At 69.7% G+C, this 23,485-nt stretch carries 20 protein-coding genes, 1 tRNA gene and 1 pseudogene; 10 read left to right on the top strand and 12 right to left on the bottom strand.

Annotation, left to right across the window (positions count from 1 at the left end):
* Nucleotides 1–111: 111 nt before the first annotated feature.
* Nucleotides 112–1,737 (top strand): MFS transporter, encoded by a 1,626-nt coding sequence (locus tag ABD927_RS20790; protein WP_345251812.1) that lies wholly within the window; start codon nucleotides 112–114, stop codon nucleotides 1,735–1,737.
* Here ABD927_RS20790 and ABD927_RS20785 read toward each other — a convergent pair whose 3' ends face one another.
* Nucleotides 1,738–2,214 carry a cyanophycin metabolism-associated DUF1854 family protein gene (locus ABD927_RS20785; RefSeq protein WP_345251778.1) on the bottom strand — a complete coding sequence of 159 codons (477 nt, stop codon included), beginning with the start codon at nucleotides 2,212–2,214 and terminating at the stop codon, nucleotides 1,738–1,740.
* Nucleotides 2,211–4,460: a cyanophycin metabolism-associated ABC transporter gene (locus ABD927_RS20780; RefSeq protein ID WP_345251777.1), complete on the bottom strand. Its 2,250-nt coding sequence runs from the start codon at nucleotides 4,458–4,460 to the stop codon at nucleotides 2,211–2,213. Before ABD927_RS20780 ends, ABD927_RS20785 begins: the two co-directional genes overlap by 4 nt.
* A 442-nt stretch (nucleotides 4,461–4,902) precedes the next feature.
* Here ABD927_RS20780 and ABD927_RS20775 point away from each other — a divergent pair, with 442 nt between their 5' ends.
* Both ABD927_RS20775 and cphA read left to right on the top strand, forming a co-directional pair.
* Complete coding sequence (locus tag ABD927_RS20775) at nucleotides 4,903–7,080, top strand: cyanophycin synthetase (protein WP_425570319.1); 2,178 nt, start codon at nucleotides 4,903–4,905, stop codon at nucleotides 7,078–7,080.
* 74 nt (nucleotides 7,081–7,154) lie between these two features.
* Nucleotides 7,155–9,725, top strand: coding sequence for a cyanophycin synthetase (gene cphA / locus ABD927_RS20770; protein WP_345251776.1), 2,571 nt, complete (start codon nucleotides 7,155–7,157; stop codon nucleotides 9,723–9,725).
* A 4-nt stretch (nucleotides 9,726–9,729) separates the two neighbouring features.
* Here the strand turns inward: cphA and ABD927_RS20765 are convergent, their stop codons facing one another.
* Together ABD927_RS20765 and ABD927_RS20760 are read right to left on the bottom strand one after the other, a co-directional pair.
* Nucleotides 9,730–10,590 (bottom strand): spermidine synthase, encoded by an 861-nt coding sequence (locus ABD927_RS20765; protein ID WP_345251775.1) that lies wholly within the window; start codon nucleotides 10,588–10,590, stop codon nucleotides 9,730–9,732.
* 37 nt (nucleotides 10,591–10,627) lie between these two features.
* Nucleotides 10,628–11,038, bottom strand: a complete 411-nt coding sequence (locus tag ABD927_RS20760; RefSeq protein WP_345251774.1) for an RcnB family protein — start codon at nucleotides 11,036–11,038, stop codon at nucleotides 10,628–10,630.
* 312 nt (nucleotides 11,039–11,350) lie between these two features.
* On the opposite strand from ABD927_RS20760, the gene ABD927_RS20755 reads away from it, so the two are divergent.
* Complete coding sequence (locus ABD927_RS20755; RefSeq protein WP_345251773.1) at nucleotides 11,351–11,623, top strand: hypothetical protein; 273 nt, start codon at nucleotides 11,351–11,353, stop codon at nucleotides 11,621–11,623.
* A 133-nt stretch (nucleotides 11,624–11,756) separates the two neighbouring features.
* Here ABD927_RS20755 and ABD927_RS20750 read toward each other — a convergent pair whose 3' ends face one another.
* The 7 genes from ABD927_RS20750 to ABD927_RS20720 form a co-directional block, all read right to left on the bottom strand.
* Nucleotides 11,757–11,906: a hypothetical protein gene (locus ABD927_RS20750; RefSeq protein ID WP_345251772.1), complete on the bottom strand. Its 150-nt coding sequence runs from the start codon at nucleotides 11,904–11,906 to the stop codon at nucleotides 11,757–11,759.
* 138 nt (nucleotides 11,907–12,044) lie between these two features.
* Nucleotides 12,045–12,995: a LysR family transcriptional regulator gene (locus tag ABD927_RS20745; protein WP_345251771.1), complete on the bottom strand. Its 951-nt coding sequence runs from the start codon at nucleotides 12,993–12,995 to the stop codon at nucleotides 12,045–12,047.
* A gap of 25 nt (nucleotides 12,996–13,020) precedes the next feature.
* On the bottom strand, nucleotides 13,021–13,806 hold the full coding sequence (locus ABD927_RS20740) for an HpcH/HpaI aldolase family protein (RefSeq protein ID WP_345251770.1): 786 nt from the start codon (nucleotides 13,804–13,806) through the stop codon (nucleotides 13,021–13,023).
* Nucleotides 13,807–13,814: 8 nt separating this feature from the next.
* Nucleotides 13,815–14,891: a 3-isopropylmalate dehydrogenase gene (gene leuB, locus ABD927_RS20735; RefSeq protein WP_345251769.1), complete on the bottom strand. Its 1,077-nt coding sequence runs from the start codon at nucleotides 14,889–14,891 to the stop codon at nucleotides 13,815–13,817.
* 13 nt (nucleotides 14,892–14,904) lie between these two features.
* On the bottom strand, nucleotides 14,905–16,155 hold the full coding sequence (locus tag ABD927_RS20730) for an aconitase/3-isopropylmalate dehydratase large subunit family protein (RefSeq protein WP_345251768.1): 1,251 nt from the start codon (nucleotides 16,153–16,155) through the stop codon (nucleotides 14,905–14,907).
* Nucleotides 16,156–16,188: 33 nt separating this feature from the next.
* The gene (locus tag ABD927_RS20725) at nucleotides 16,189–17,172 is read right to left on the bottom strand and encodes a tripartite tricarboxylate transporter substrate binding protein (RefSeq protein WP_345251767.1); all 984 of its coding nucleotides are present in this window, start codon (nucleotides 17,170–17,172) and stop codon (nucleotides 16,189–16,191) included.
* A gap of 76 nt (nucleotides 17,173–17,248) precedes the next feature.
* Entirely contained in the window at nucleotides 17,249–17,773 is a 525-nt protein-coding gene (locus ABD927_RS20720) for a 3-isopropylmalate dehydratase small subunit (RefSeq protein ID WP_345251766.1), read from the bottom strand.
* Between the two features lie 202 nt (nucleotides 17,774–17,975).
* Here ABD927_RS20720 and ABD927_RS20715 point away from each other — a divergent pair, with 202 nt between their 5' ends.
* Entirely contained in the window at nucleotides 17,976–18,308 is a 333-nt protein-coding gene (locus ABD927_RS20715; RefSeq protein WP_345251765.1) for a hypothetical protein, read from the top strand.
* A gap of 77 nt (nucleotides 18,309–18,385) precedes the next feature.
* On the opposite strand, the gene ABD927_RS20710 is transcribed toward ABD927_RS20715, so the two are convergent.
* A tRNA-Met gene (locus tag ABD927_RS20710) sits at nucleotides 18,386–18,462 on the bottom strand.
* 436 nt (nucleotides 18,463–18,898) lie between these two features.
* Here ABD927_RS20710 and miaB point away from each other — a divergent pair.
* From miaB to ABD927_RS20685, 5 genes and pseudogenes are all read left to right on the top strand, one after another.
* Nucleotides 18,899–20,272, top strand: coding sequence for a tRNA (N6-isopentenyl adenosine(37)-C2)-methylthiotransferase MiaB (gene miaB / locus ABD927_RS20705; RefSeq protein ID WP_345251764.1), 1,374 nt, complete (start codon nucleotides 18,899–18,901; stop codon nucleotides 20,270–20,272).
* Nucleotides 20,269–21,282: a PhoH family protein gene (locus ABD927_RS20700; RefSeq protein ID WP_345251763.1), complete on the top strand. Its 1,014-nt coding sequence runs from the start codon at nucleotides 20,269–20,271 to the stop codon at nucleotides 21,280–21,282. Before miaB ends, ABD927_RS20700 begins: the two co-directional genes overlap by 4 nt.
* A 43-nt stretch (nucleotides 21,283–21,325) precedes the next feature.
* Nucleotides 21,326–21,754, top strand: coding sequence for an rRNA maturation RNase YbeY (gene ybeY / locus ABD927_RS20695; protein ID WP_345251762.1), 429 nt, complete (start codon nucleotides 21,326–21,328; stop codon nucleotides 21,752–21,754).
* A 27-nt stretch (nucleotides 21,755–21,781) separates the two neighbouring features.
* Complete coding sequence (locus ABD927_RS20690; RefSeq protein WP_345251761.1) at nucleotides 21,782–22,669, top strand: CorC family transporter; 888 nt, start codon at nucleotides 21,782–21,784, stop codon at nucleotides 22,667–22,669.
* 110 nt (nucleotides 22,670–22,779) lie between these two features.
* Nucleotides 22,780–23,485: pseudogene (locus ABD927_RS20685) on the top strand (apolipoprotein N-acyltransferase); the annotation flags it as partial.

The raw sequence follows: 23,485 nt of genomic DNA, 5'->3' as shown, positions 1-23,485 counted from the left end.
GGCGGCCCGGCAAGTCTGCATTACTCCAAAAAATCACCGCAGGCATCGAGGAGACACCCTTTCATGAGCATCCCCGCCAACAGCATCCCGGCACAACACGCCCACCGGCCGATGACGCGCGACGAACGCCGAGTCATCTTCGCCTCGTCGCTGGGCACCGTCTTCGAGTGGTACGACTTCTACCTGTACGGATCGCTGGCGGCGATCATCGCCCGCCAGTTCTTCTCCGGCGTCAACGAAACCGCCGCCTTCATCTTCGCGCTGCTGGCCTTCGCGGCCGGCTTCGCGGTGCGCCCCTTCGGCGCGCTGGTGTTCGGCCGGCTGGGCGACCTGGTCGGCCGCAAGTACACCTTCCTGATCACCATCCTGATCATGGGCCTGTCGACCTTCCTGGTCGGCATCCTGCCCTCCTACGCCTCGATCGGCATCGCCGCCCCGGTCATCCTGATCGCGCTGCGGCTGCTGCAGGGCCTGGCGCTGGGCGGCGAATACGGCGGCGCGGCCACCTACGTGGCCGAGCATGCGCCGGCCAACCGGCGCGGCGCCCACACCAGCTGGATCCAGACCACCGCCACGCTGGGCCTGTTCCTGTCGCTGCTGGTGATCCTGGGCGTGCGCAACGCCACCGGCGAGGAAGCCTTCGCCGCCTGGGCCTGGCGCGTGCCGTTCCTGGTGTCGATCGTGCTGCTCGGCATCTCGGTGTGGATCCGGCTCAAGCTCAACGAATCGCCCACCTTCCAGCGGATGAAGGCCGAAGGCAAGCAGTCCAAGGCGCCGCTGACCGAATCGTTCGCCCGCTGGGGCAACCTGAAGCTGGTGCTGCTGGCCCTGTTCGGGCTGACGGCGGGACAGGCGGTGGTCTGGTACACCGGCCAGTTCTATTCGCTGTTCTTCCTCACGCAAACGCTGAAGGTCGACGGCAACACCGCCAACATCCTGATCGCGCTGGCGCTGCTGATCGGCACGCCGTTCTTCGTGATCTTCGGCACGCTGTCCGACCGCATCGGCCGCAAGCCCATCATCATGGCCGGCTGCCTGCTGGCGGCGCTCACCTACTTCCCGATCTTCAAGGGCATCACCCACTACGCCAACCCGGCGCTGGAAGCGGCGCTGGCCAGGTCGCCGGTCACCGTGGTGGCCGACCCCGCCAGCTGCTCGTTCCAGTTCAACCCGGTGGGCACGGCCCGCTTCACCAGCTCGTGCGACCAGATCAAGGCCTTCCTGGCGGCTAATTCGGTCAACTACGAGAATCAGGCCGCATCGGCCGGCACGGTGGCGCAGGTCAAGATCGGCGACACGGTCATCAACGCCTTCGAAGGCGCCGGGCTGCCGCCGGCCGAACTCAAGACCCGCGGCGACGCGCTGCGCGCCCAGCTCACGCAGGAGATCCGCAACCACGGCTATCCGGCCAAGGCCGACCCGGCGCAGATGAACAGGCCGATGGTGGTGCTGCTGCTGACGCTGCTGGTGATCCTGGTCACCATGGTGTACGGGCCGATCGCGGCGATGCTGGTCGAGATGTTCCCGACCCGCATCCGCTATACCTCGATGAGCCTGCCCTACCACATCGGCAACGGCTGGTTCGGCGGCTTCCTGCCGACCACCTCGTTCGCGCTCGTGGCGGCCACCGGCAACATCTACTACGGCCTGTGGTACCCGATCGTGATCGCTGTCATGACGCTGGTCATCGGCATGCTGTTCGTGCGCGAGACCAAAGACCGCAGCCTGGACGACTGACTACAGGAAGCGGTCCAGCAGGCGGCGGCTCGCCCTGTCGAGCGCCGCCACGTCGCGCACCAGGAAGTGCAGGCCATTGCCGTCGGCGATCAGCAAAGACGACGGCGCCACGCGGCGGATGTCCTGCTCGCTCCTGAGCGACAGCACGGCCGGGCCGCGGTCGGTTTCCACCTGCCAGGTGCAGGGCGTGGCATAGCCCGATACCGACACGATGCGCAGGATGCCGGGCATGAAATCGCGCCCGGCCAGTTCTTCCGACACCAGCCGCCGCATCGCCTCGGGCAGCGCATCCAGCCGCTCGATCCACGCCAGCTCGCGGCCCGCGGCGTTGACCAGCGCGATGCAGCCGTCGGGATCGCCGAGCGGGAACGCCCGCACCGGCACCACTTCCTCGCCGGCCGCGCCGGGCGCCGACCACACCAGGCGGCCGAAGGCGTTGCGCGCCAGGCGTCCCGGCGGCGGTTCCACCGTATTCATGCGGCCTCCTCGTCGTCCTCGTCCCAGCCGCCGTCCGCGCCGGGGCTGCCGCCGACGGCCTCGCCCTGGGACTGCGCCTGGTGCAGGCGGAAATACGCGCCGCCGCGCGCGATCAGTTCCTCGTGCCCGCCTTCCTCGACGATCTGGCCGCGGTCCAGCACCACCAGCCGGTCGGCGCGGCGCAAGGTGCTGAGCCGGTGCGCCACCGCGATGGTGGTGCGGCCCTGCACGAGGTTGTCGAGCGCCTTCTGGATCTCCTTTTCGGTGGCGGTGTCGACCGACGAGGTGGCCTCGTCCAGGATCAGGATGCGCGGGTCGATCAGCAGCGCCCGCGCGATCGAGATGCGCTGGCGCTCGCCGCCCGACAGCGACTGCCCGCGCTCGCCCACCAGCGAGTCGTAGCCCTGCGGCAGCCGCAGGATGAATTCGTGCGCGTGCGCGGCGCGCGCGGCGGCCACGATTTCCTCGCGCGTGGCCTGCGGCTTGCCGTAGGCGATGTTCTCGGCCACCGTGCCGAAGAACAGGAAGGGCTCCTGCAGCACCACGCCGATGTTGTGCCGGTAGTCGGCCACGGCCAGCGAACGGATGTCGACGCCGTCGACCAGGATCGCGCCCTGCGACACGTCGTAGAAACGGCAGATCAGGTTGACCAGCGTGCTCTTGCCCGAGCCGCTGTGCCCGACCAGCCCGATCATCTCGCCCGGCGCGATGTCGAGGTTCAGGCCGTGGATCACCGTCCTGTTGCCGTAGCGGAAGCCGGCGTCGCGCAGCTGGATGCGGCCCTGCACCCGGCCCAGCCGCACCGGCGCGGCCGGCTCGGGCACGCTGGAGACGCGGTCGAGGATGTCGAAGATGCGCTTGGCGCCGGCCGCCGCCTTCTGCGTGACCGAGACGATGCGGCTCATCGAGTCGAGCCGCAGGTAGAAGCGGCTGATGTAGGCCAGGAAGGCGGCCAGCACGCCCACCGAGATCCGGTGCCGCGAGATCTGCCAGATGCCGAAGATCCACACCACCAAGAGGCCGATTTCGGTCAGCAGCGTGACCGTGGGCGAAAACAGCGACCACACCGCGTTGACCCGGTCGTTGACCGCCAGGTTGTGCTGGTTGGCCTCGCGAAAGCGCGCCACCTCGCGCTTTTCCTGGGCGAAGGCCTTCACCACGCGGATGCCGGGGATGGTGTCGGCCAGCACGTTGGTGATCTCCGACCAGATGCGGTCGGCCTTCTCGAAGCCGTAGCGCAGCCTGTCGCGCACCACGTGGATCATCCACGCGATGAAAGGCAGCGGCAGCAGCGTGACCGCGGCCAGCCAGGGGTCGATCGATACCAGGATCGCCGCCGTCATCGCGATCATCAGCACGTCGGTGGCGAAATCGAGCAGGTGCAGCGACAGGAACACGCAGATGCGGTCGGTTTCCGAGCCGATGCGGGCGATCAGGTCGCCGGTGCGCTTGCCGCCGAAGTATTCCAGCGACAGCTGCTGCAGGTGCTCGTAGGTGGCGGTGCGCAGGTCGGCGCCGATGCGCTCGCTGACCCAGGCCAGGATGTAGGTGCGGCACCAGCCCAGCAGCCAGGCCGCCAGCGCCGCGCCCAGCAGCCCCGACAGGTACAGCGCCGCCTTGCCGTAGTCGATCGGGGCGCCGTTCTGGAACGGGATCAGCACCTCGTCCATCAGCGGCATGGTCAGGTAGGGCGGCACCAGCGTGGCCGCGGTGGCCAGCAGCGTCAGCACGAAGCCGGCGGCCAGCGGCCGGCGGTAGGGCCGCGCGAAACGGGCCAGCCGCAGCAGCGCCCAGCGCCGCGGCGGCACCGGCTCGCCTTCGGCGGCAGACGGGGCAGCCGATGGCGCCTCGGCAGCGACCTCGTCGGGCGGGGGCTCGCCGGCGGCCAGGCGGGCGAAGGCATCGACCAGCCGCGATACCTCGGCCTGGCGCGCCAGCGTATAGCGCCAGCAGCCCAGGCGTGCCGCGTCGTCGACCAGCTCCAGCGTGCCGACGCCGGCATGGTCGTGGCTGCGCAGCCGCAGCCGGCCTTCCAGCGGCCATGCCTGCCAGGCGTCGCCGCCGCCGGCAAGGGCCAGCAGCCGCGCCGAGGTCAGCGCCACCACGCCGGCGGCGAAGCGCAGCCCGGCATCGAGGTCCAGCGCGGCCCAGGCGAGCAGGCGCTCGCCGGGCGCGAGCCGGGATTCCAGGCTGCCGCGCCAGGCGTCCGGCAAGGCGCCGGCAGGAGCTAGGGAAGGGGTTGTCATCGATACCGTGGAAAGAGACGGCCCTGCGGCAAAAACGCCGCGACGTGCGAGCTGGCGCTATTCTTTTTTCGAAAAATATGGCAGCCTGTCAGGCCCACGTAAGAGTATAGAGTTATAGGCCACCGCCGCACCAGGAAGCAACGCAAGGAACGCCGAATGCACGCCGAACCCGACGCCGACCGTTGCGGCGCCGCATCGGGGGTATCCCCGGGTGGGGCAACGGAGTATTGCGCAGCACGCATGGCGCCCCTACATTCTCGCCCACCACAGACTGAAAAACTACTGAAACGCCGGTTCGCACGCGCCAGGAGGCGCGCATCCTTGGCCCTCGCCCCCCCTTTCCTGCCGCTAGGTTCCCACCGCAGCCCGCACGCGTCCGCCGTCCGCACATCCCCACCCGCGGCCGGCCGCCCCCGCCCCTTCCCCTTCCCCTGCCCCTCCCATGAAAAAGAAACACATTGAATTCCTCGATGTGCTCAGCCTGCGCGGCCCCAACATCTGGACCTACCGTCCGGTCCTGGAGGCCTGGGTCGACATCGGCGAGCTGGAGGAATACCCCTCCAACCGAATCCCGGGCTTCTACGAGCGGCTGGTCGACTGGCTGCCGACGCTGATCGAGCACCGCTGCAGTCCCGGCGTGCGGGGCGGCTTCCTGCAGCGCCTGCGCGAAGGCACCTGGCCCGGCCACATCCTGGAACACGTCACGCTCGAACTGCAGAACCTGGCCGGCCTGCCGGGCGGCTTCGGCAAGGCGCGCGAAACCTCCACCCGCGGCGTCTACCGCGTGATCGTGCGCGCCTGGCACGAAGACGTGACGCGCGCCGCGCTGTACGCCGGCCGCGACCTGGTCATGGCGGCGATCGAAGACCGGCCGTTCGACGTGGCCGGCACCGTGGAATCGCTGCGCGCGCTGGCGCAGGCGCGCTGCCTGGGGCCGAGCACGGCCTGCATCGTCGACGCGGCCGACGACCGCGACATCCCGGCCATCCGGCTCAGCGACGGCAACCTGGTGCAGCTGGGCTACGGCGCCCGCCAGCGCCGCATCTGGACGGCCGAGACCGACCGCACCGGCGCCATCGCCGAAGGCATCTCGCGCGACAAGGACCTTACCAAGCGCCTGCTGGCCGCCTGCGGCGTGCCGGTGCCCGAAGGCCGCATGGTCGACAGCAAGGAAGACGCCTGGGAAGCGGCGCAAGACATCGGCCTGCCGGTGGTGGTCAAGCCCTGCGACGGCAACCACGGCCGCGGCGTGTTCACCGACCTGCGCACCCGCGAGGAAATCGAGACCGCCTTCGGCGTGGCCGACGGCGAAGGCAGCGGCGTGATCGTCGAGCGCTTCGTGCCGGGCAACGAGCACCGCCTGCTGGTGGTGGGCGGGCGCATGGTGGCGGCCGCGCGCGGCAAGTCGGCGTCGGTGGTCGGCGACGGCCGCTCGACCATCGACGAACTGATCGACGCCCAGCTCAACACCGATCCGCGCCGCGGCAGCACCGAAGACCACCCGCTGAACCTGGTGCGCCTGGATTCCGCCGCGCGGCTCGAGCTCGCGCGCCAGGGCTTCGCGGCCGAGGCCGTGCCGCCCGCCGGCGCCGAGGTGCTGATCCAGCGCAACGGCAACGTCGCCTTCGACGTGACCGACGCCGTCCATCCCAGCGTGGCCGCCCACGTGTGCCTGGCCGCGCGCATCGTCGGGCTCGACGTCGCCGGGGTCGACCTGGTGGCCGAAGACATCTCGCGCCCGCTGGAGGCGCAGCGCGGCGCGGTGGTGGAAGTCAACGCCGGGCCGGGCCTGCTGATGCATCTCAAGCCCGCCGACGGCGAACCGCGCCCGGTGGGCCGGGCCATCGTCGAGCACCTGTTCCCCGCCGGCGACAGCGGCCGCATCCCGATCGTCGGCATCACCGGCAGCCACGGCACGACGCTGGTCGCCGAGCTGGTGGCCGAACTGATGCACCTGGCCGGCCATCGCGTGGGGCTGGCTTGCGGCAACGGCTTGTACTTCGACCGCCGACGGATCGAGGCGGGCGACGCCGCCCACTGGGCGCCCGCGCAGCGCGCGCTGAAGAACCGCGCCATCGACGGCGCCGTGTTCGAAACCGGCGCCCGCGCCATCCTGACCGAAGGGCTGGCCTACGACCGCTGCCAGGTCGGCGTGGTCACCGGCCTGGACCCGGCCTGCACCCTGCCCGACCTGTCGATCGACGAGCCCGCGCAGATCGCCAACGTGCTGCGCACCATCGTCGACGTGGTGCTGCCGCAGGGCTGCGCGGTGCTCAACGGCGCCGACGAGCGGGTGGCGGCCTTGGCCCCGCTGTGCGACGGCGACGTGATCCTGTTCGCCCGCGACGGCGGGCTGGCCACGCTGGCGGCGCACCGCGCGGTGGGCGGCCGCGCGGCCTTCGTGCGCGACGGCTGGATCGTGCTGGCCACCGGCCAGAACGAGCAGCAGCTGGCGCCGCTCGACCAGGTGCCGCTGGCGGCCGACGCGCACGGCGCGCAGGTCGACGCCGTGCTGGCCGCGGTGGCGGCCGCGTGGGGCCTGTGGATCTCGCTCGACGGCATCCGCGCCGGCATCCGCACCTTCGACCCGGCCGGCCGCGCCTGCGCGCCGGCCCGCTGACCCGGCGGCCCGACACCTTCCCCTCGGCAGACTATGGAGACGCGGCGCCACGGCGCGCCGCACAGGAAACGTTCATGCAAGTCTCTCGCATCCGCGCGCTGCGCGGCCCCAATCTGTGGAGCCGGCGCACCGCGCTCGAAGCCATCGTGTCGTGCAGCGGCGCCGAACTCTCGATCGCCGACATCCCGGGTTTCGAGGCCCGGCTGCGCGCGCGTTTTCCCGACATCGGCTTCCTGAAGCCGGCCGGTCTGGAACGCTCGGTGCCGATGGCCCGCGTGCTGGGCATGGCGGCGCTCGGCCTGCAGTCGCACGCGGGTTGCCCGGTCACCTTCATGCGCTGCGTGCCGACGCTGGATCCGGGCGTGTTCCAGGTGGTGGTGGAATACAGCGAAGAAGCGGTCGGCCGCCTGGCGTTCGAACTGGGCCGGCAGCTGTGCGCGGCCACCGAAGGCGACACGCCGTTCGACCTCGACGCGGCGCTGGCGCGCGTGCGCGACCTGGACGAATCGGTGCGGCTGGGCCCCAGCACGGGCGCCATCGTCAACGCCGCCGCCGCGCGCGGCATTCCGTATCGCCGGCTCACCGACGGCAGCCTGGTCCAGTTCGGCTGGGGCCGCCGGCAGCGCCGGATCCAGGCGGCGGAAACCGACATGAGCGGCGCCATCGCCGAGTCGATCGCGCAAGACAAGGAACTGACCAAGTCGCTGCTGCATGCGGCCGGTGTGCCGGTGCCGTTCGGGCGCCCGGTCGACGACGCCGAGGACGCCTGGCGCGCCATGCAGGAAATCGGCGCCCCGGTGGTGGTGAAGCCGCGCGACGGCAACCAGGGCAAGGGCGTGGCCGTCAACATCACGACCCGCGAGCAGTTGCTGGCGGCCTACGACGTGGCCGCCCGCTACGGCCCGGTGCTGGTCGAACGCTACATCCCGGGCCACGACTTCCGGCTGCTGGTGGTGGGCGACGCGCTGGTGGCGGCGGCGCGGCGCGATCCGCCGCAGGTGGTGGGCGACGGCGCGCACACCATTCGCGAACTGGTGGAACAGCTCAATCTCGATCCGCTGCGCGGCGAAGGCCACGCCACCACGCTGACCAAGATCCGGCTCGACGCCACCGCGCTGGCCACGCTGGAGAAGGCCGGCTACACGCCCGAATCCGTGCCGCCGCACGGCACGCTGGTGGTGCTGCGCGCCAACGCCAACCTCAGCACCGGCGGCACCGCCACCGACGTGACCGACGACGTGCACCCGGAATTCGCCGCGCGCGCGATCCTGGCGGCGCAAAGCGTGGGCCTGGACGTGTGCGGCATCGACGTGGTGGCCACCACCGTGCTGCAGCCGCTCGAAGCCCAGGGCGGCGGCATCGTCGAGGTCAACGCCGCGCCGGGGCTGCGCATGCACCTGTCGCCCTCCTACGGCAAGGGCCGGCCGGTGGGCGAGGCAATCGTGGCGTCGATGTTCGCGCCCGGCGACGACGGCCGCATCCCGCTGGTGGCGGTGGCCGGCACCAACGGCAAGACCACCACTGTGCGGCTGATCGCCCACCTGCTGGGCCAGTCCGGGCACCGCGTGGGCATGACCAATTCCGACGGCGTCTACATCGGCGCGCAGCGCATCGACACCGGCGACTGCAGCGGCCCGCGCAGCGCGCGCAACGTGCTCGCGCACCCCGACGTCGACGCCGCGGTGTTCGAGACCGCGCGCGGCGGCATCCTGCGCGAGGGGCTCGGCTTCGACCGCTGCGACGTGGCCGTCGTCACCAACATCGGGCTGGGCGACCACCTGGGCCTGAACTACATCAGCACGGTGGAAGACTTGGCGGTGGTCAAGCGGGTCATCGTCGAGAACGTGGCGCCCGGCGGCGCCGCGGTGCTGAACGCGGCCGACCCGCACGTGGCGCGGATGGCCGGCAGTTGCCCGGGCGAGGTGATCTTCTTCTGCGCCAGCCGCCAGCACCACGTCATCACCACCCACCGCGCCCTCGGCAACCGCGTGGTCTACCGCGACGGCGACGACATCGTGGCGGCCCAGGGCCGCGCCGAGCACCGCCTGCCGCTGCGCGACATCCCGCTCACCTACGGCGGCACGCTGCCGTTCCAGGTCGAGAACGCGATGGCGGCGGTGGCCGCCGGATGGGCCCTTAACCTCAACTGGGACACGATACGCGCCGCCCTGGCGGGCTTCGTCAACGACGCGCGGACCGCGCCCGGCCGCTTCAACCGCTTCGACTACCGCGGCGCGGCGGTCTATGCCGATTACGGCCACAACCCCGACGCCATCCAGGCCCTGGTCGACGCCGTCGCCCGGCTGCCCGCGCGCCGCCGCACGGTGGTGATCAGCGGCGCCGGCGACCGCCGCGACGAAGACCTGCGCCGCCAGACCGAAATCCTGGGCGACGCCTTCGACGAGGTGCTGCTGTACGAAGACCAATGCCAGCGCGGCCGCGCCGACGGCGAGGTGCTGGCCCTGTTGCGGCAGGGCCTGGCCGGCGCCCGCCGCGCGCGGCACGTGGAAGAAATCCGCGGCGAATTCGCCGCCATCGACCGCGCACTGGAACGGCTGGGCGAAGGCGACCTCTGCCTGATATTGATCGATCAGGTGGACGAGGCCCTCGCCCATATTGCCGGGAAGGTGGCCGCCGCAGGCTGACCCGTCAGTCCTTCAGCACGCGCGCGGCGTAGGGCCAATCCTGCCGCGTCGAGAACATCGGCAGCAGCCGGTCGGCATCGACGCCCAGCGGCTCCAGCCGCGGCGCCCATTCCCGGGCGCGCCGCTTCAGCAGCGACGGCGGCGGCAGGCCGTCCTTCTTGGCCAGGATCACGCGGTTGTTGCCGCGCAGGTTGTAGAACACGCCGAACACCGACGCATAGGTGGCCGATTCGTCGGCGTACTGCCGGCTGGCCGTGAACGTGTTGGCGGCCAGCACGCCGTCGTCGGACAGGATGCGGCCCACCTCCTGCAGGAACTCGCGCGTCATCAGCCGCCGGGGAATGTAGTTCTCGTCGAAGGCGTCGAGCATCACGATGTCGTATTTCTCGCCGCGCGCCGCGGCCTGCCGCACGAAGTCGCGGCCGTCGTCGGTGAACACGCGCAGCCGCGGCCCGGTCTTGAGCCCGAAATAGCGCTGCGCCACCGACACCACCGCCGGGTCGATCTCGACGCAGTCGATGCGGGTTTCCGGCAGCACCTCGGCCAGCGCCCTGGGCAGGCTGCCGCCGCCCAGCCCGATGACGAGGATGTTGTGCGGATCGGGCTTCAGGTATAGCGAGCCCAGCATCATCTTCGTGTATTCGAACAGCAGCGTATCGGGGTGCGCGAGCGACTGGCAGCTTTGCCGGCCGGGCGCGTCGATGCTGCCGAACTTCATGCAGCGCTCGCCATCGCTTTCGTAGACGACGATGTTCTCGAACTTCGATTTTTCCGTGTAGACGACGGTCTGGCCGCTGGCGGACGCGGCGGCGGCCGCCGCCGCCAGCATCACGGCCGCCGCGGCGCGCTGCGGGAATATCGGCATGGGACTCCGGGCACCGCGCGCCAGGCGCGGACGGGTTTCAACGAGATGACAGGATGATGTTGGCGATCACGCCGGAGGCAATCGCCACCAGCAGATAATCGGCGCCGACCTGGACCCATTGATAGCCAGGGGCGGGCCGGTACAGGCGGCGGGCGTGCCAGTCGTTGACCACATAATACCGTTCGCGATAGACGGGCGGAAGCCGGGCGCCCCGCACCCAGCGCACCTGCGCCGGGGGCCGGTATGCATAGGCCGGCGGGCCCGACCAGTGCCGCCCGCCCGACCACCGGGGCCCGGGCCCATGGTAATGGCCGGGCCCGGGGCCGTGTCCCTGCCCATGCCAGTGGCCGCCGCCATGGCCGCCACGGTGAGGGCCGTCGGCATGCACGGCCGGCGCCAGCGCCATCGTGCCGGCGGCCAGGATCACTGCGAGAGTCTGTTTGATCATGATGCGATCCCTCAGGGTTCGATGGCTTACTCTACCCTTACAGCGATTACGCAATCCGACATAGAAGTAAGCAAAGGTAGAAGATCGCGCCGCGGCGCCCCTACCGCGCTAACAATGTGCCGTCGGATGAACGAAGGACGAAATGCGCGCAACGACGGCCCGCCGCACCCGTCCGACGCAATCCGGCAACAGTGCCAGCCCGGCCCGGCGCCGGTCCGGCCAAATGTAAACGATTGCCAACTAGAATGGACAATCGCAGCCTTGCCCGAATACGGTGCAAGCTCCGCGTTCAAAACGCGACGGGAGGCCATCATGTTCAAGTGGATTGCAAACATCGTGCTGGATCACCAGCCCACGCCCGAAAGGCTGGCGGAACGGGCATTGCGCGAAGCGCGGCTCGAACTGTTCAGGGCCGAACAACGGGTCCACGACGCGTTGCTCTACGCCAACTACCACCGCGACCGCGTGCGGTTCCTGGAGCGCGTGAAAGACGAAGGCATCGAACGGGTGGCCGACCAGGGCCCCGCCCGCCAGAGCATGCTGGCCGAACTCAAGCCCCATCCGAAGCTGGCCTCCGGCCAGTAGCTTGCCCCGCCGCCCTGCCCCGCCAGCCGGCATCGCGCCCCGGCGGCCCGGAAAAAACAAAAGGGGCAGCGGCGCACGCCCTGCCCCCTCGCGATGCGGCCACGCCATCGCGCGCCGCCCGGCGCATCCCGAATCAAAGCCCCATCAGCACCCACTGCGCAACGTGGTCGCTGAACAGCGCGACCATCCCGAGAAACAGGGCGGAGGTACCGACCACCACCATCACGTCGGTCATCGGCACGACCGAGCCGACGCGCTGCCGAAGGGCTCGAAGAGTACTCATGGCGTATGTTCCACGCTTAAATCACGGGGAAGAATGTAACATTCTCGATTACAGGTGATAGCAAACAATTACAAACGCAAGCGACTCGCAATCCCGGACCGATGCCGCGGCGCCGGGAAATCCTCGGCGCGAAGCTCACTAGGCGGTCGTGGCGATGGGCGATCGCCGCGTTTCGAACGGCAGCCCGTGCCAGTTCGGCGGCGACGGCACCAGCCTGGACAGGAAATCGATGAAGACCCGGATCCGCGGAGACAGATTGCGGTTGGGAAGGTAAGTGGCCGACACGACGGTGCCGGGCGGAATGTATTCGGTCAGCAGCATTTTCAGCTTGCCGGCGCGTATGGCCTCGGCAGTATACATGGTGCTGAGCATCACGATCCCGAGGCCGGAGATCGCGGCGTCCAGCAGCGCCTCGGCATTGTTGGCGTTGACGCGGCCCGCCACGTGCATGTTGAAGGAGCGGCCGTTGCGGGCGAATGTCCACTCGCGATGCCGGCTCATCTGCGGTCCCATGTAGGCCATGCAGTGGTGGTGCACCAGGTCTTCCGGCGTGGCGGGCTCGCCATGGCGGGCGATGTACTCGGGCGAGGCGCAGGCGATGAAGTCCAGCGTGCACAGCTTCTTGGCGATCAGGCGGGAATCGGGCACCGCGCCGCGCACGATCGCGATGTCGACCGGCTCGTAGAACAGGTCGACCACCCGGTCGCTGAACTCGACCTCGAGCGTGATCTCGGGATAGCGGGCGGCGAAGGCGGGCAAGGCGGAGGAAACGACGCGGCGGCCGAACCCCATGGGCATCGTCATGCGGATCGTTCCCTTGAGCGAGCCGTGCGTCTCGAACAGGGCGTCCTCGGCCTCGGCCACCATCGACAGCACCTGCTTGCAGCGCTCCAGGAAGCTGATGCCGTCATTGGTCAGGCTGACCGATCGCGTCGAGCGGTTGAACAGCCTGACGCCGAGCTCCGCCTCGAAGCGCGAGATGATCCGGCTGACGCCGGAACTGGTGATGCCGAGCAGCGCGCTGGCCTCGGTAAAGTTCCTGGCCTCGGCGACCTTCACGAAGACATGGATGTTGTTCAGGTCTTTCACGACGGCCCTCCTCTGGCCCGGATCATCATGCCCCCCGGGCGGCGGCTGCCGGCCACGCCCGCATCTCATTCAGGGCCTGGGCCGCGCCGGCATTCAGGATCTGGCTGTCGCTGGCGCAGGTGACGAAGCCGTATCCGAGCTCGATCAGCCGCAGCGCGAACCCGGTGCTCGACGTATGGGCGCAGGGGAATACGCCATGCTCCCGGGCCTTGGCCAGGACGTGGCGGGTGGCCGCGCCGATCTCCCCTTCCAGGGTGTCGCGCATGACGCGGCCGGTCAGCGACAGGCTCAGGTCGGCCGGTCCCAGGTAGATCGCATCCAGGCCGTCGACCGAGCAGATCGCGTCGATGTTTTCCAGCGCCTGCGCGGTCTCGATCATCGCGAAATTCAGCACCGTGTCGTTGGCCGCCGCCAGGTAGTCCGGGCCGCCGTACAGCGCCGCGCGCAGCGGGCCGACGCTGCGGTTGCCGCGCGGGGCGTAGCGCGTGGCCGCGACCAAGCGCTCGGCGTCGTCGCGGGTGTTGATCATCGGGCAGATCACGCCGTAGGCGCCGGCATCCAGCACCTTCATGACGATGCCGGGATCCAGCCAGGGCACGCGCACCAGCGGCACCGCGGCGGTGGTGGAGATGGCGGTCAGCATCGACAGCGCCGCGTCGAAATCGATCATGCCGTGCTGCATGTCGATCGTCAGCGAATCGAAGCCGGCATGGGCCATGAATTCCGCCGGCAGGCTGCCGGGCATCATCAGCCAGCCGTTCAGCACCGGCTTGCCTGCCTGCAGCATCTGCCGGACTGGGTTCTCGCGCATGGCGCACCTCATCGTGTCAGTTCGGCGACCACCGCGTCGCCCATTTCGCGGGTTCCGGCCGGCCGCGTGCCGGGCTGGCGGATGTCGGCCGTGCGCCAGCCCTTCGCCAGCACGCCCCGCACCGCCTGCTCCACGCGCCGGGCCTCCGGCTCCAGGCCGAAGGAATGGCGCAGCATCATCGCGGCCGACAGGATCATGGCCAGGGGATTGGCCAGGTTCCTGCCGGCGATGTCGGGCGCGCAGCCGTGCACCGGTTCGTACATGCCTTTGCTGCCGGCGCCCAGCGACGCCGAGGGCAGCATGCCGATCGAACCGGTCAGCATGGCCGCCGCATCCGACAGGATATCGCCGAACACGTTCGGGGTCAGCACGACGTCGAATTGCCGGGGGTTGCGCATCAACGCCATGGCCGCCGCGTCGACGAACATATGCGAAGTCTCGACCTCCGGGTATCCCCTCGAAACCCGGGTCACCACCTCGCGCCACAGCAGCATCGCCTCCAGCACGTTGGCCTTGTCCACCGAGCACAGCTTCCTGCGGCGGGCGCGCGCGGCCTGGAAGCCGGCATGGGCCACGCGTTCGATTTCGGACTCGGCGTAGCTCATCGTATTGATGCCTATCCGCTCGCCGGACGGCAGCTCGCGGATGCCGCGCGGCTCGCCATAGTAGAGGTCGCCATTGAGCTCGCGCAGGATCATCAGGTCCAGGCCCTCGACCACCTCCCGCTTCAGCGTGGAAGCGTCGGCCAGCTCCGGGAACATGAAGGCGGGGCGGAAGTTGGCGAACAGGGCCAGGCGCTTGCGCAGCAGGCGCAGGCCGGTGGCATTGCGCAGTTCGGCCGGCAGCGCGTCGTAGGCCGGACCGCCGGTGGCGCCGAACAGGATGGCGTCGGCCCGGTCGGCCGCGTCCAGCGTGGCGTCGGACAGCGGCGTGCCGTCCTGCAGATAGGCGGTCATGCCGATCTGGCGCTCTTCGATGTCGAAGCGGGAGCGGCCGCCGTCGAGCGCGTGCAATACCTTGACCGCCTCGGCCATCACTTCCTTGCCGATGCCGTCGCCCGGCAATACCAGAACTTTCTTCCCCATTTCGGATTCCTGTCTATGGCTGGAAATAAGGCGCCGGATCGGCGATGCGGCCGGCCAGGGCGGACGCGGCCACCGTGGCCGGCGAAGCCATGTAGATGCGCGCCGAGGGGTGGCCCATCCGCCCCTTGAAGTTGCGCGTGCTGGCGGTGATGCAGGTTTCTTCCGGCCCCAGCACGCCCATGTGGCCGCCGATGCACGCGCCGCAGGTGGCCGACGTCACCACCGCGCCCGCCTCCGCCAGCGTCTGCAGGTGCCCCGCGCCGGCCGCGGCGCGGTAGATTTCCTGCGAACCGGGCGTCACGATCAGCCGCACGCCGGGCGGCACCCGCCGGCCCGCGACAATGCGCGCGGCGACCTCGATGTCGTCCAGGCTGCCGTTGGCGCAGGAACCGATGAAGGCCTGGTCGATCGCCACGCCCTCGGCCTCGCCCACCGGCACCGAGCTGTTCACGACCGCGTCGGGCAGCGCCACCAGCGAACGCATCGCCGACAGGTCGATCGTGCGTACCTCCCGGTATCCGGCATCGGCATCCGGCCAGGTCGGATGGAAGGGCTGGGTGCTCCTGCGCTTCACGTAGTCGATCAGCAGCTCGTCCGGCTCGAAGATCGTGAACTGCGCCGACAGCTCCGCCCCCATGACGGCCAGCGTGCGGCGCGCGTTCAGGCCGAGTCCGGCCATGCCGGGGCCGCCGAACTCGATGTTCTGGTTCACGTGGCCGCCGTAGGTGCCGGCGATGTGCAGGAACACGTCCTTGGCCGACACGCCCGGGGGCAGCGTGCCCACGAGCTCGTAGCGTATCGTCTCGCCCACGCGGAACCAGGCCTCTCCCTTGGTGATGGCCAGGTACATGTCGGGATACCCGACGCCGCGCGCGGCGCAGTTGAACGCGCCGCCGCCGCAGGCATGCGAATCGCCGTTGACCAGTATCGTGCCCGGCAGCGCGTAGGCATAGTCGGTCGCGATCACGTGGCTGATGCCCTGCTCGCGGCCGACGTCGTGGAAGCGCCGGATCCCGAAGCGGCGGGCGAACGCCCGCCCCACCGCGTGGCTGGCCGCGCTGGCGGCGTCGACCGCCGGCACCAGGTGGTCGAAGACGATCACGATCTTCGACGGATCGGCCACTTTCAGGATCTCGCGCCACATGGCGGGCGAGAACATGCCGTCGATCATCACCGCGGTGCCGACTTCGCCCACCACCAGGTCGTCCGGCCGGACCAAGGGCTCGCCGCTGGCGCGGGCCAGGATTTTCTCTACGATGTTCACGTTTGCCCACCTTCCCTTGCGCGGTCCGCGGCGTCACTGCGGCTTGATGCCGACCGCCTTGATCAGGGCGGCGTTCTGCCGGTAGTTCCTCGCGATGAAAGCGCCGAACTCTTTGGGCGTGCCGCCGGCGATCTCGATCCCGGTCGGCGCCAGCTCCTTGATCACCTCGGGGTCGCGCAGGGCGTCCACCACGATCTCGTTCAAGCGGTCGACGATCGGCTGCGGCGTGCCGGCCGGCGCCAGCAGGCCGTAGAAGCCGAACGATTCGTAGCCGGGCAGGCCGGCCTCGCCCACGGTCGGAACGTCGGGCAGCAGGGCGGAGCGGCTGTGCGAGGTAAAGGCCAGCGCGCGGATGCGCCCGGCCTGGATCAGCGGGATCGTGGTCAGCATCGACGCGAACGCCACCTGGATCTGGCCGCCGGTCAGGTCGGTCAGCATCTTGGGCGAATTGTTGTAGGGCACATGGGTCATGTGGACGCCGGCCTTCTGGTTGAACAGCTCGCCCGACAGATGCTCGCCGCCGCCGATGCCGCCCGAGCCGAAATATACCTTGCCCGGATTGGCCTTCGCGTACGCGATCAATTCCTTGACGCTGGCCACCGGGATGCCGGGATAGCCGACCAGGATGTACGGCGTGCGCGCCACCAGCGCGATCGGCGCGAAGTCGCTCACCTTGTAGGGCAGTTCTTCGTACAGGGAGGGATTCACCGTCAGCGGCTGGCCGGCCATCAGCAAGGTGTAGCCGTCGGGCGCCGAACGCGCCACATAACCCATGCCGATGTTGGAGGCGGCGCCGACGCGGTTCTCGACCACCAGGCTCTGGTTCAGCGCCTGCTGCATCTTGCGGCCGAGGATGCGCGCGAACTGGTCGCCGGTGCCGCCGGCGGCGAACGGGACTTCGATCTTGATCGGCCTGGACGGGTAACCGTCTTCGGCGCGGGCCGCGCCGGCCGCGGCGGCCGCAATCAGGGTGGACGACAGGAACGCCGAAGCGCGGATCGACAGGGACTTTTTCATGATCGGAGAGGCACGGTTGCTGCGTGGAGAAACGCGGCAGGCACCCGCCTGCCGCAGGAAACCGGGCAGGAACGGCTCAGGAAGAGGCCGACACGTAGGCGCGGGAAGCCGGCGGCGCGATCAGGCCCTCGGCTTCCAGCATGGGGTAGATGCCGCCTTCCCGCATCATGGCCAGGAACTTCGCGGGCACCCGGGCGGGGTGGAGCACGGCGCCGGTGCGCGCGTTGCGCACGGTCCAGGCATCGAGGTCGAGTTCGGCGGTGTCGCCCTCTTCGAAGGCCGCCGTCACGCCCGGGCAGTCGAGCGCCAGGAAGCCGAAGTTCACGCAGCTGCGCAGGAACAGGCTGTTGATCTGCTCGGCCAGCAGCAGGCCCAGTTTCAGCTCGCGCAAGACGCGCGGCGCCGGCCGGGCGGAACCCATGCCGAAATTGCGCCCGCCAACCAGCACATCGCCCGGCCGCGCCGCGTCGACCCAGCCGGGCCGGTTGGCCGCGAACACATTGCGCAGTTGCACCGCGATGGGCTGGTGCACGACGGGGCCGGGCAGGATCAGGTCGGTATTGATGTCGTCGCCGAACTTCCAGACTCGTCCGCTGATCATGTCGTCTCCTGGCTGTACTGTCGCCGCCGCTGCGTCGCGTTGCGTTTCTTGTGTCATTGATGACGCATCGGAACTATAGCTACGCAGGGTCCGCGCATTAAGTACCGCAGGATTCGAACAGAGATGACCTCCCGTCATAAGTTCATTGACGGTCGGCGCAGCGCATACTGGTTAATATCGTCGGCATCCATCGGGAGGAGATATGAGGCGATCGACGGTCGGGAACTGGATGCTGCTGTCGTGTTTTTTGGTGACGGCACATGCGCGTGCGGGCACCTCGCCCCTGCGTCACGACGCCTATGTGAAGGACGAGCCGGTGGCGCCGGGGGTGTTCCGGGTCACGGCGCGGGCCGGCGGCGGGGAAAGCGCGACGCTCGCGGAGGAACGGCTGCGGCGCCGCGCCCGCGAACTCTGCAATGGCGAGCCACTGGCGATCAGTACGCCGTCCATCGCCAGCGAGACCGCCGGCGCGGAAATGATGCGCGTTGCGGTGGCAACGCTGTATACGGCCGACGTGGCCTGCGACGGGCGATAGGCGCCGGGCGGTCGAGCATGGCGATCATTGCGGCGCAAAAAGAAACGGCCCGCATCGCTGCGGGCCGCATGGATTCCTGGTGGCGCATCCCTGATTCGAACAGGGGACCTGCGGATTATGATTCCGTCGCTCTAACCGGCTGAGCTAATGCGCCAAAAACGCAGACCGCAGATTATACAGAGTCCGCAAGCTCCCAGCAAATCACCCGCCGGCACGCAAAAAAATGGCCCGACATCGCTGTCGGGCCAATAGGGAGCACACGGCCCGCACCTCAATATGCTCGCGGGGGAAGTACGGACCGGTGTCGGATGAGCAACCTCGCAAGGCCATTCGGGGGATCTGCGGATTCCGCCTGGCCCGCACAGCGGGGTTGTCGTCTGAGCCTTCAGTCTATGCCCAAGGCTCTGACATAGACCTGAACATTGGCGCGCCTTCGGCGTGGAGTGCCCGCCGACCTGCGGCGGGCGGCGAAGAGCCATGGGCCGCGGGGCCGGCGCGGCATCTGTGCTAACCTATCAGGTCGCCCGGCGCCTTCGCGCGCCGCCCGCGCCTTTCCTGCCCACGGGCTGTAACCCCGCCACGGCAACGCCATGACCGCGCCACGCAAACTATACATCCGCACTTTCGGCTGCCAGATGAACGAGTACGACTCGGACAAGATGGTAGACGTGCTCAATGCCGACCAGCCGCTCGAGCTGACCGATTCCCCCGAAGACGCCGACGTCATCCTGTTCAACACCTGCTCGGTGCGCGAAAAGGCGCAGGAAAAGGTGTTCTCCGACTTGGGCCGGGTCCGCCAGCTCAAGCGCGCCAAGCCCGAGCTGGTGATCGGCGTGGGCGGCTGCGTGGCCAGCCAGGAAGGCGAGGCCATCGTGGCGCGCGCGCCGTATGTGGACGTGGTGTTCGGCCCGCAGACCCTGCACCGGCTGCCCGAGCTGATCGCGCGGCGGCGCCGTTCGGGCCGGCCGCAGGTCGACATCAGCTTTCCCGAGATCGAGAAGTTCGACCACCTGCCGCCCGCCCGCATCGACGGCCCGGCGGCCTTCGTGTCGATCATGGAAGGTTGCAGCAAATACTGCAGCTTCTGCGTGGTGCCGTACACGCGCGGCCAGGAAGTCTCGCGGCCATTCGAAGACGTCCTCACCGAGATCGCCGACCTGGCCGACCAGGGCGTGAAGGAAGTCACGCTGCTGGGCCAGAACGTCAACGCCTATCGCGGCCGCATGGGCGACGGCGACGAGATCGCCGACTTCGCGCTGCTGCTCGAATACGTGCACGACATCCCCGGCATCGAGCGCATCCGCTACACCACCTCGCACCCGAAGGAAATGACGCCGCGCCTGATCGAGGCCTACGGCCGGCTGCCCAAGCTGGTGTCGTTCCTGCACCTGCCGGTGCAAGCCGGCAGCGATCGCGTGCTGATGGCGATGAAGCGCGGCTACACCGTGCTGGAATACAAATCCATCGTGCGCCGGCTGCGCGCCGTGCGGCCTGACCTGGTCATGTCGTCCGACTTCATCGTCGGCTTCCCGGGCGAAACCGAAGAAGATTTCAACAAGACCATGCGGCTGATCGAAGACGTCGGCTTCGACAATTCCTTCTCTTTCGTCTATTCGCGCCGGCCCGGCACGCCGGCCGCCGACCTGGCCGACGACACGCCGCAGAACGTGAAACTTGCGCGCCTGCGCCAGTTGCAGCAGCAGATCGACGCGCAGGCCGCGGCGATCAGCGCGTCGATGGTGGGTTCGGTCCAGCGCGTGGTGGTGGAAGGCCGCTCGCGCCGCGACCCCGGCGAGCTGATGGGCCGCACCGAGAACAACCGTATCGTCAATTTCCCGGCGCCCGCCCGCCTGATCGGCCAGATGGCCGACATCCGGATCACGACGGCGATGTCGCACACGCTACGCGGCGAAGTGCTCACCGTTGACGACCGCCGTCCCCTGTCCGCCGCCTCCGCCGCATGACGACCGCTCCCCCCCGTTCCCCCCGCCGCCCCGCCCCCGTCACGGTCACGCTCGACAACGACAATGCCCGGCTCGCCAACCTGAGCGGCCCGCTCGACGAAAACCTGCGCCAGCTGGCCGCCGCCTACGGCGTCGAGCTCAACCGCCGCGGCAACCGCGTCACCCTCGAAGGCGAACGCGCCGACGCCGCGGCCGCCGGCCTGTTGTTCCTGCAGGATCGGGCCGAGGCGCCGCTGTCGGTGGACGACGTGCAGCTGACGCTGGTCGAGCTGGGCGCGATGTCGTCGCGCCAGGCCGAGCCGCGCGACCTGCCGCCGGCGCCGGCCGGCGAAGACGACGTGGTGCTGCGCATCCCGCGCCGGCACGACCTGCGGGGCCGCACGCCGCGCCAGCGCGACTACCTGCGCAACATCCTGTCGCACGACATCTCGTTCGGCATGGGGCCGGCCGGCACCGGCAAGACCTACCTGGCCGTGGCCTGTGCGGTCGACGCGCTGGAGCGCGAGTCGGTGCGCCGCCTGGTGCTGACCCGGCCGGCGGTCGAGGCCGGCGAACGGCTCGGCTTCCTGCCCGGCGACCTGGCGCAGAAGGTCGACCCCTACCTGCGCCCGCTGTACGATGCGCTGTACGACCTGCTGGGCTTCGAGCGCGTCGGCCGTCTGTTCGAAAAACAATCGATCGAGATCGCGCCGCTGGCCTATATGCGCGGCCGCACGCTCAACCACGCCTTCGTCATCCTCGACGAGGCGCAGAACACCACGCCCGAGCAGATGAAGATGTTCCTGACCCGCATCGGCTTCGGCAGCAAGGCCGTCATCACCGGCGACCCGTCGCAGGTGGACCTGCCGCGCGGCCAGCGCAGCGGCCTGCTCGACGCCGCGCAGGTGCTGTCCGTGGTCAACGGCATTTCCTTCACCCAGTTCACCAGCAGCGACGTGGTCCGTCATCCGCTGGTGGCGCGCATCGTCGATGCCTACGAAAAACAGCAGCAGAACGCCGCGCCGCGCTGAACCCGCGCCGCCAACGGCGCTGTCGCTGGCGGTGCAGTACGGCATGGACGAACCCCGGCTGCCGCGCTGGCGCCTGCGCCGCTGGGTGGCCGCGGCGCTGGCCGGCTCGGGCCCGGAGGCGCCGCCGGCCGCCGCCTTCACGCTGCGGCTGGTGGGCGTGGCCGAGGGCCGGCGCCTGAACCGCGAATTCCGCCAGCGCGACTACGCCACCAACGTGCTCACCTTCGAATACGGCGCCGACCCGTCGGGCGCCGTCAGCGGCGACATCGTGCTGTGCCTGCCGGTGCTGCGGCGCGAGGCGCGCGAGCAGGGCAAGCCCTTCCTGCACCATGCCGCCCACCTGGTGGTGCACGGCGTGCTGCATTCGCTGGGCCACGACCATCTGGACGATGCCCAGGCGCAGCGGATGGAAGCCCAGGAAACCCGTATCCTCGCCGCGATGGCAATACCCGATCCGTATCGGGTATGCTGAAATCTTTGCAACTGTCCTCCCAGGACGATGTCAGACTCCGCCCCTAGTCAGGCGTACGCCCCGCGTACGCCCAAGCCCGCACCAAAAACCTTCTTCGAGCGCCTGTCCGCGCTGATCCACCGCGAGCCGGAAGACCGCGAAGACCTCAAGGCCGTGCTCGAGGCGGCCTACGGCCGCGACCTGCTCGACGCCGAGGCGCTGTCCATGATCGAAGGCGTGCTGGCGGTGTCCGAACTGGCCGCCGGCGACATCATGGTGCCGCGTTCGCGCATGGACATGCTCGACGTGGCGCAGCCCATCCAGGCGTTGCTGCCGGGCGTGATCGAAACCGCCCACTCCCGCTTCCCCGTCTACGAAGACCACCGCGACAACGTGATCGGCATCCTGCTGGCCAAGGATCTGCTGCGCTGCATGTGCGACCAGGGCATCGAGCTGCGCAGCCTGCTGCGGCCCGCGGTCTTCATTCCCGAATCGAAGCGCCTGAACGTGCTGCTGCGCGAGTTCCGCAGCAACCGCAACCACATCGCGATCGTGGTCGACGAGCATGGCGGCACCGCCGGCCTGATCACGATCGAAGACGTGCTCGAGCAGATCGTGGGCGAGATCGAAGACGAATACGACGACGCCACGCTCGAGCAGTCGATCTTCCCCGACGGCCGCAACCGCTGGCGGGTGATGGCCGTGACCGACATCCGCCGCTTCAACGAAACCTTCGGCAGCTCGCTCGACGACGACGAATACGACACCGTGGGCGGCTGGCTGGGCGGCGCGCTGGGGCGCATCCCCCGGCGCGGCGACCACATCGAGCGCGACGGCCTGCGCATTGACGTCATCCGCGCCGACGCGCGCCGCGCGCTGTGGTTACGCGTGGAGCGCCTGGGCGGCCAGGACAACGGCGCGGCGGGGTCATCCTGAAGCCTGTACCGCGGGCCGACCGTCTCGGGGCGCGGCGGGCGGACCGCCTCGGCCCGCGGCTGGCGGCCGCCGCCGCGACCGGCGCGCTCCACGCCCTGGCCTTCGCGCCGGTGCCGCTGCCGGGCTGGGCCCTGCCCTATCTGCAACTGGCCGCCTTCGCCGTCTTCTGCCGGCTCGCCTGGGGCGCCGCGACGACGCGCCGGGCGGCGGCCGTGGGGCTGGCCTTCGGGCTCGGGCATTTCTGTACCGGCATTTCCTGGATCTACACCAGCCTGCACGACTACGCCTACATGGCCGCGCCGATGGCCGCCATGGGGGTGCTGCTGCTGGCGGCCTACCTGTCGCTGTTCCCGGCCCTGGCGGCGGCTGCCGCGCGCTGGCTGGGGCGGCCGTGGCTGGACGACGCGCCGCCGGCGCAACCGGCCGGGACGGGCAACGGCACGCCCTCGGCCACCAGTCCGCGCCGCGGCGCCGCAGCGGGCCTGGCGCTGACCACCGCCGCCGCATGGACCGGCGCCGAATGGCTGCGCGGCGTGCTGTTCACCGGCTTTCCCTGGCTCAACGCCGGCTATGCCCACGTCGACGGGCCGCTGCATGGCTGGGCGCCGTGGCTGGGGGTGTACGGCGTCGCGCTGGCGGCCACGCTCACCGCCGCGCTGGTCGCCGCGGCATGGCGCCTGCGCCGCAGCCCTGCGGCCGCCCCGGCGGCGCCCTCCCCGGCGGCACCCGCGCCGCCGACCCGCGGCGCCGCCGGCGCGGCGGCGCCGGCCGCCGCCGCCGCGCTGCTGGCCGTCGGCATCGCCTCGGCCCGCATCG

This window comes from Pigmentiphaga soli (assembly GCF_039541095.1).
Taxonomy (GTDB): Bacteria; Pseudomonadota; Gammaproteobacteria; order Burkholderiales; family Burkholderiaceae_B; genus Pigmentiphaga; species Pigmentiphaga soli.
The sequence above is the reverse complement of the archived record's forward strand: the minus strand, read 5'-3'. Positions and strand labels throughout refer to the sequence as shown.

Coding starts and splice junctions, on each gene's coding strand:
- ABD927_RS20790 (WP_345251812.1), top strand. CDS start 112: ATGACGCGCGACGAACGCCGAGTCATCTTCGCCTCGTCGCTGGGCACC.
- ABD927_RS20785 (WP_345251778.1), bottom strand. CDS start 2,214: ATGAATACGGTGGAACCGCCGCCGGGACGCCTGGCGCGCAACGCCTTC.
- ABD927_RS20780 (WP_345251777.1), bottom strand. CDS start 4,460: ATGACAACCCCTTCCCTAGCTCCTGCCGGCGCCTTGCCGGACGCCTGG.
- ABD927_RS20775 (WP_425570319.1), top strand. CDS start 4,903: ATGAAAAAGAAACACATTGAATTCCTCGATGTGCTCAGCCTGCGCGGC.
- cphA (WP_345251776.1), top strand. CDS start 7,155: ATGCAAGTCTCTCGCATCCGCGCGCTGCGCGGCCCCAATCTGTGGAGC.
- ABD927_RS20765 (WP_345251775.1), bottom strand. CDS start 10,590: ATGCCGATATTCCCGCAGCGCGCCGCGGCGGCCGTGATGCTGGCGGCG.
- ABD927_RS20760 (WP_345251774.1), bottom strand. CDS start 11,038: ATGATCAAACAGACTCTCGCAGTGATCCTGGCCGCCGGCACGATGGCG.
- ABD927_RS20755 (WP_345251773.1), top strand. CDS start 11,351: ATGTTCAAGTGGATTGCAAACATCGTGCTGGATCACCAGCCCACGCCC.
- ABD927_RS20750 (WP_345251772.1), bottom strand. CDS start 11,906: ATGAGTACTCTTCGAGCCCTTCGGCAGCGCGTCGGCTCGGTCGTGCCG.
- ABD927_RS20740 (WP_345251770.1), bottom strand. CDS start 13,806: ATGCGCGAGAACCCAGTCCGGCAGATGCTGCAGGCAGGCAAGCCGGTG.
- leuB (WP_345251769.1), bottom strand. CDS start 14,891: ATGGGGAAGAAAGTTCTGGTATTGCCGGGCGACGGCATCGGCAAGGAA.
- ABD927_RS20725 (WP_345251767.1), bottom strand. CDS start 17,172: ATGAAAAAGTCCCTGTCGATCCGCGCTTCGGCGTTCCTGTCGTCCACC.
- ABD927_RS20720 (WP_345251766.1), bottom strand. CDS start 17,773: ATGATCAGCGGACGAGTCTGGAAGTTCGGCGACGACATCAATACCGAC.
- ABD927_RS20715 (WP_345251765.1), top strand. CDS start 17,976: ATGAGGCGATCGACGGTCGGGAACTGGATGCTGCTGTCGTGTTTTTTG.
- miaB (WP_345251764.1), top strand. CDS start 18,899: ATGACCGCGCCACGCAAACTATACATCCGCACTTTCGGCTGCCAGATG.
- ABD927_RS20700 (WP_345251763.1), top strand. CDS start 20,269: ATGACGACCGCTCCCCCCCGTTCCCCCCGCCGCCCCGCCCCCGTCACG.
- ybeY (WP_345251762.1), top strand. CDS start 21,326: ATGGACGAACCCCGGCTGCCGCGCTGGCGCCTGCGCCGCTGGGTGGCC.
- ABD927_RS20690 (WP_345251761.1), top strand. CDS start 21,782: ATGTCAGACTCCGCCCCTAGTCAGGCGTACGCCCCGCGTACGCCCAAG.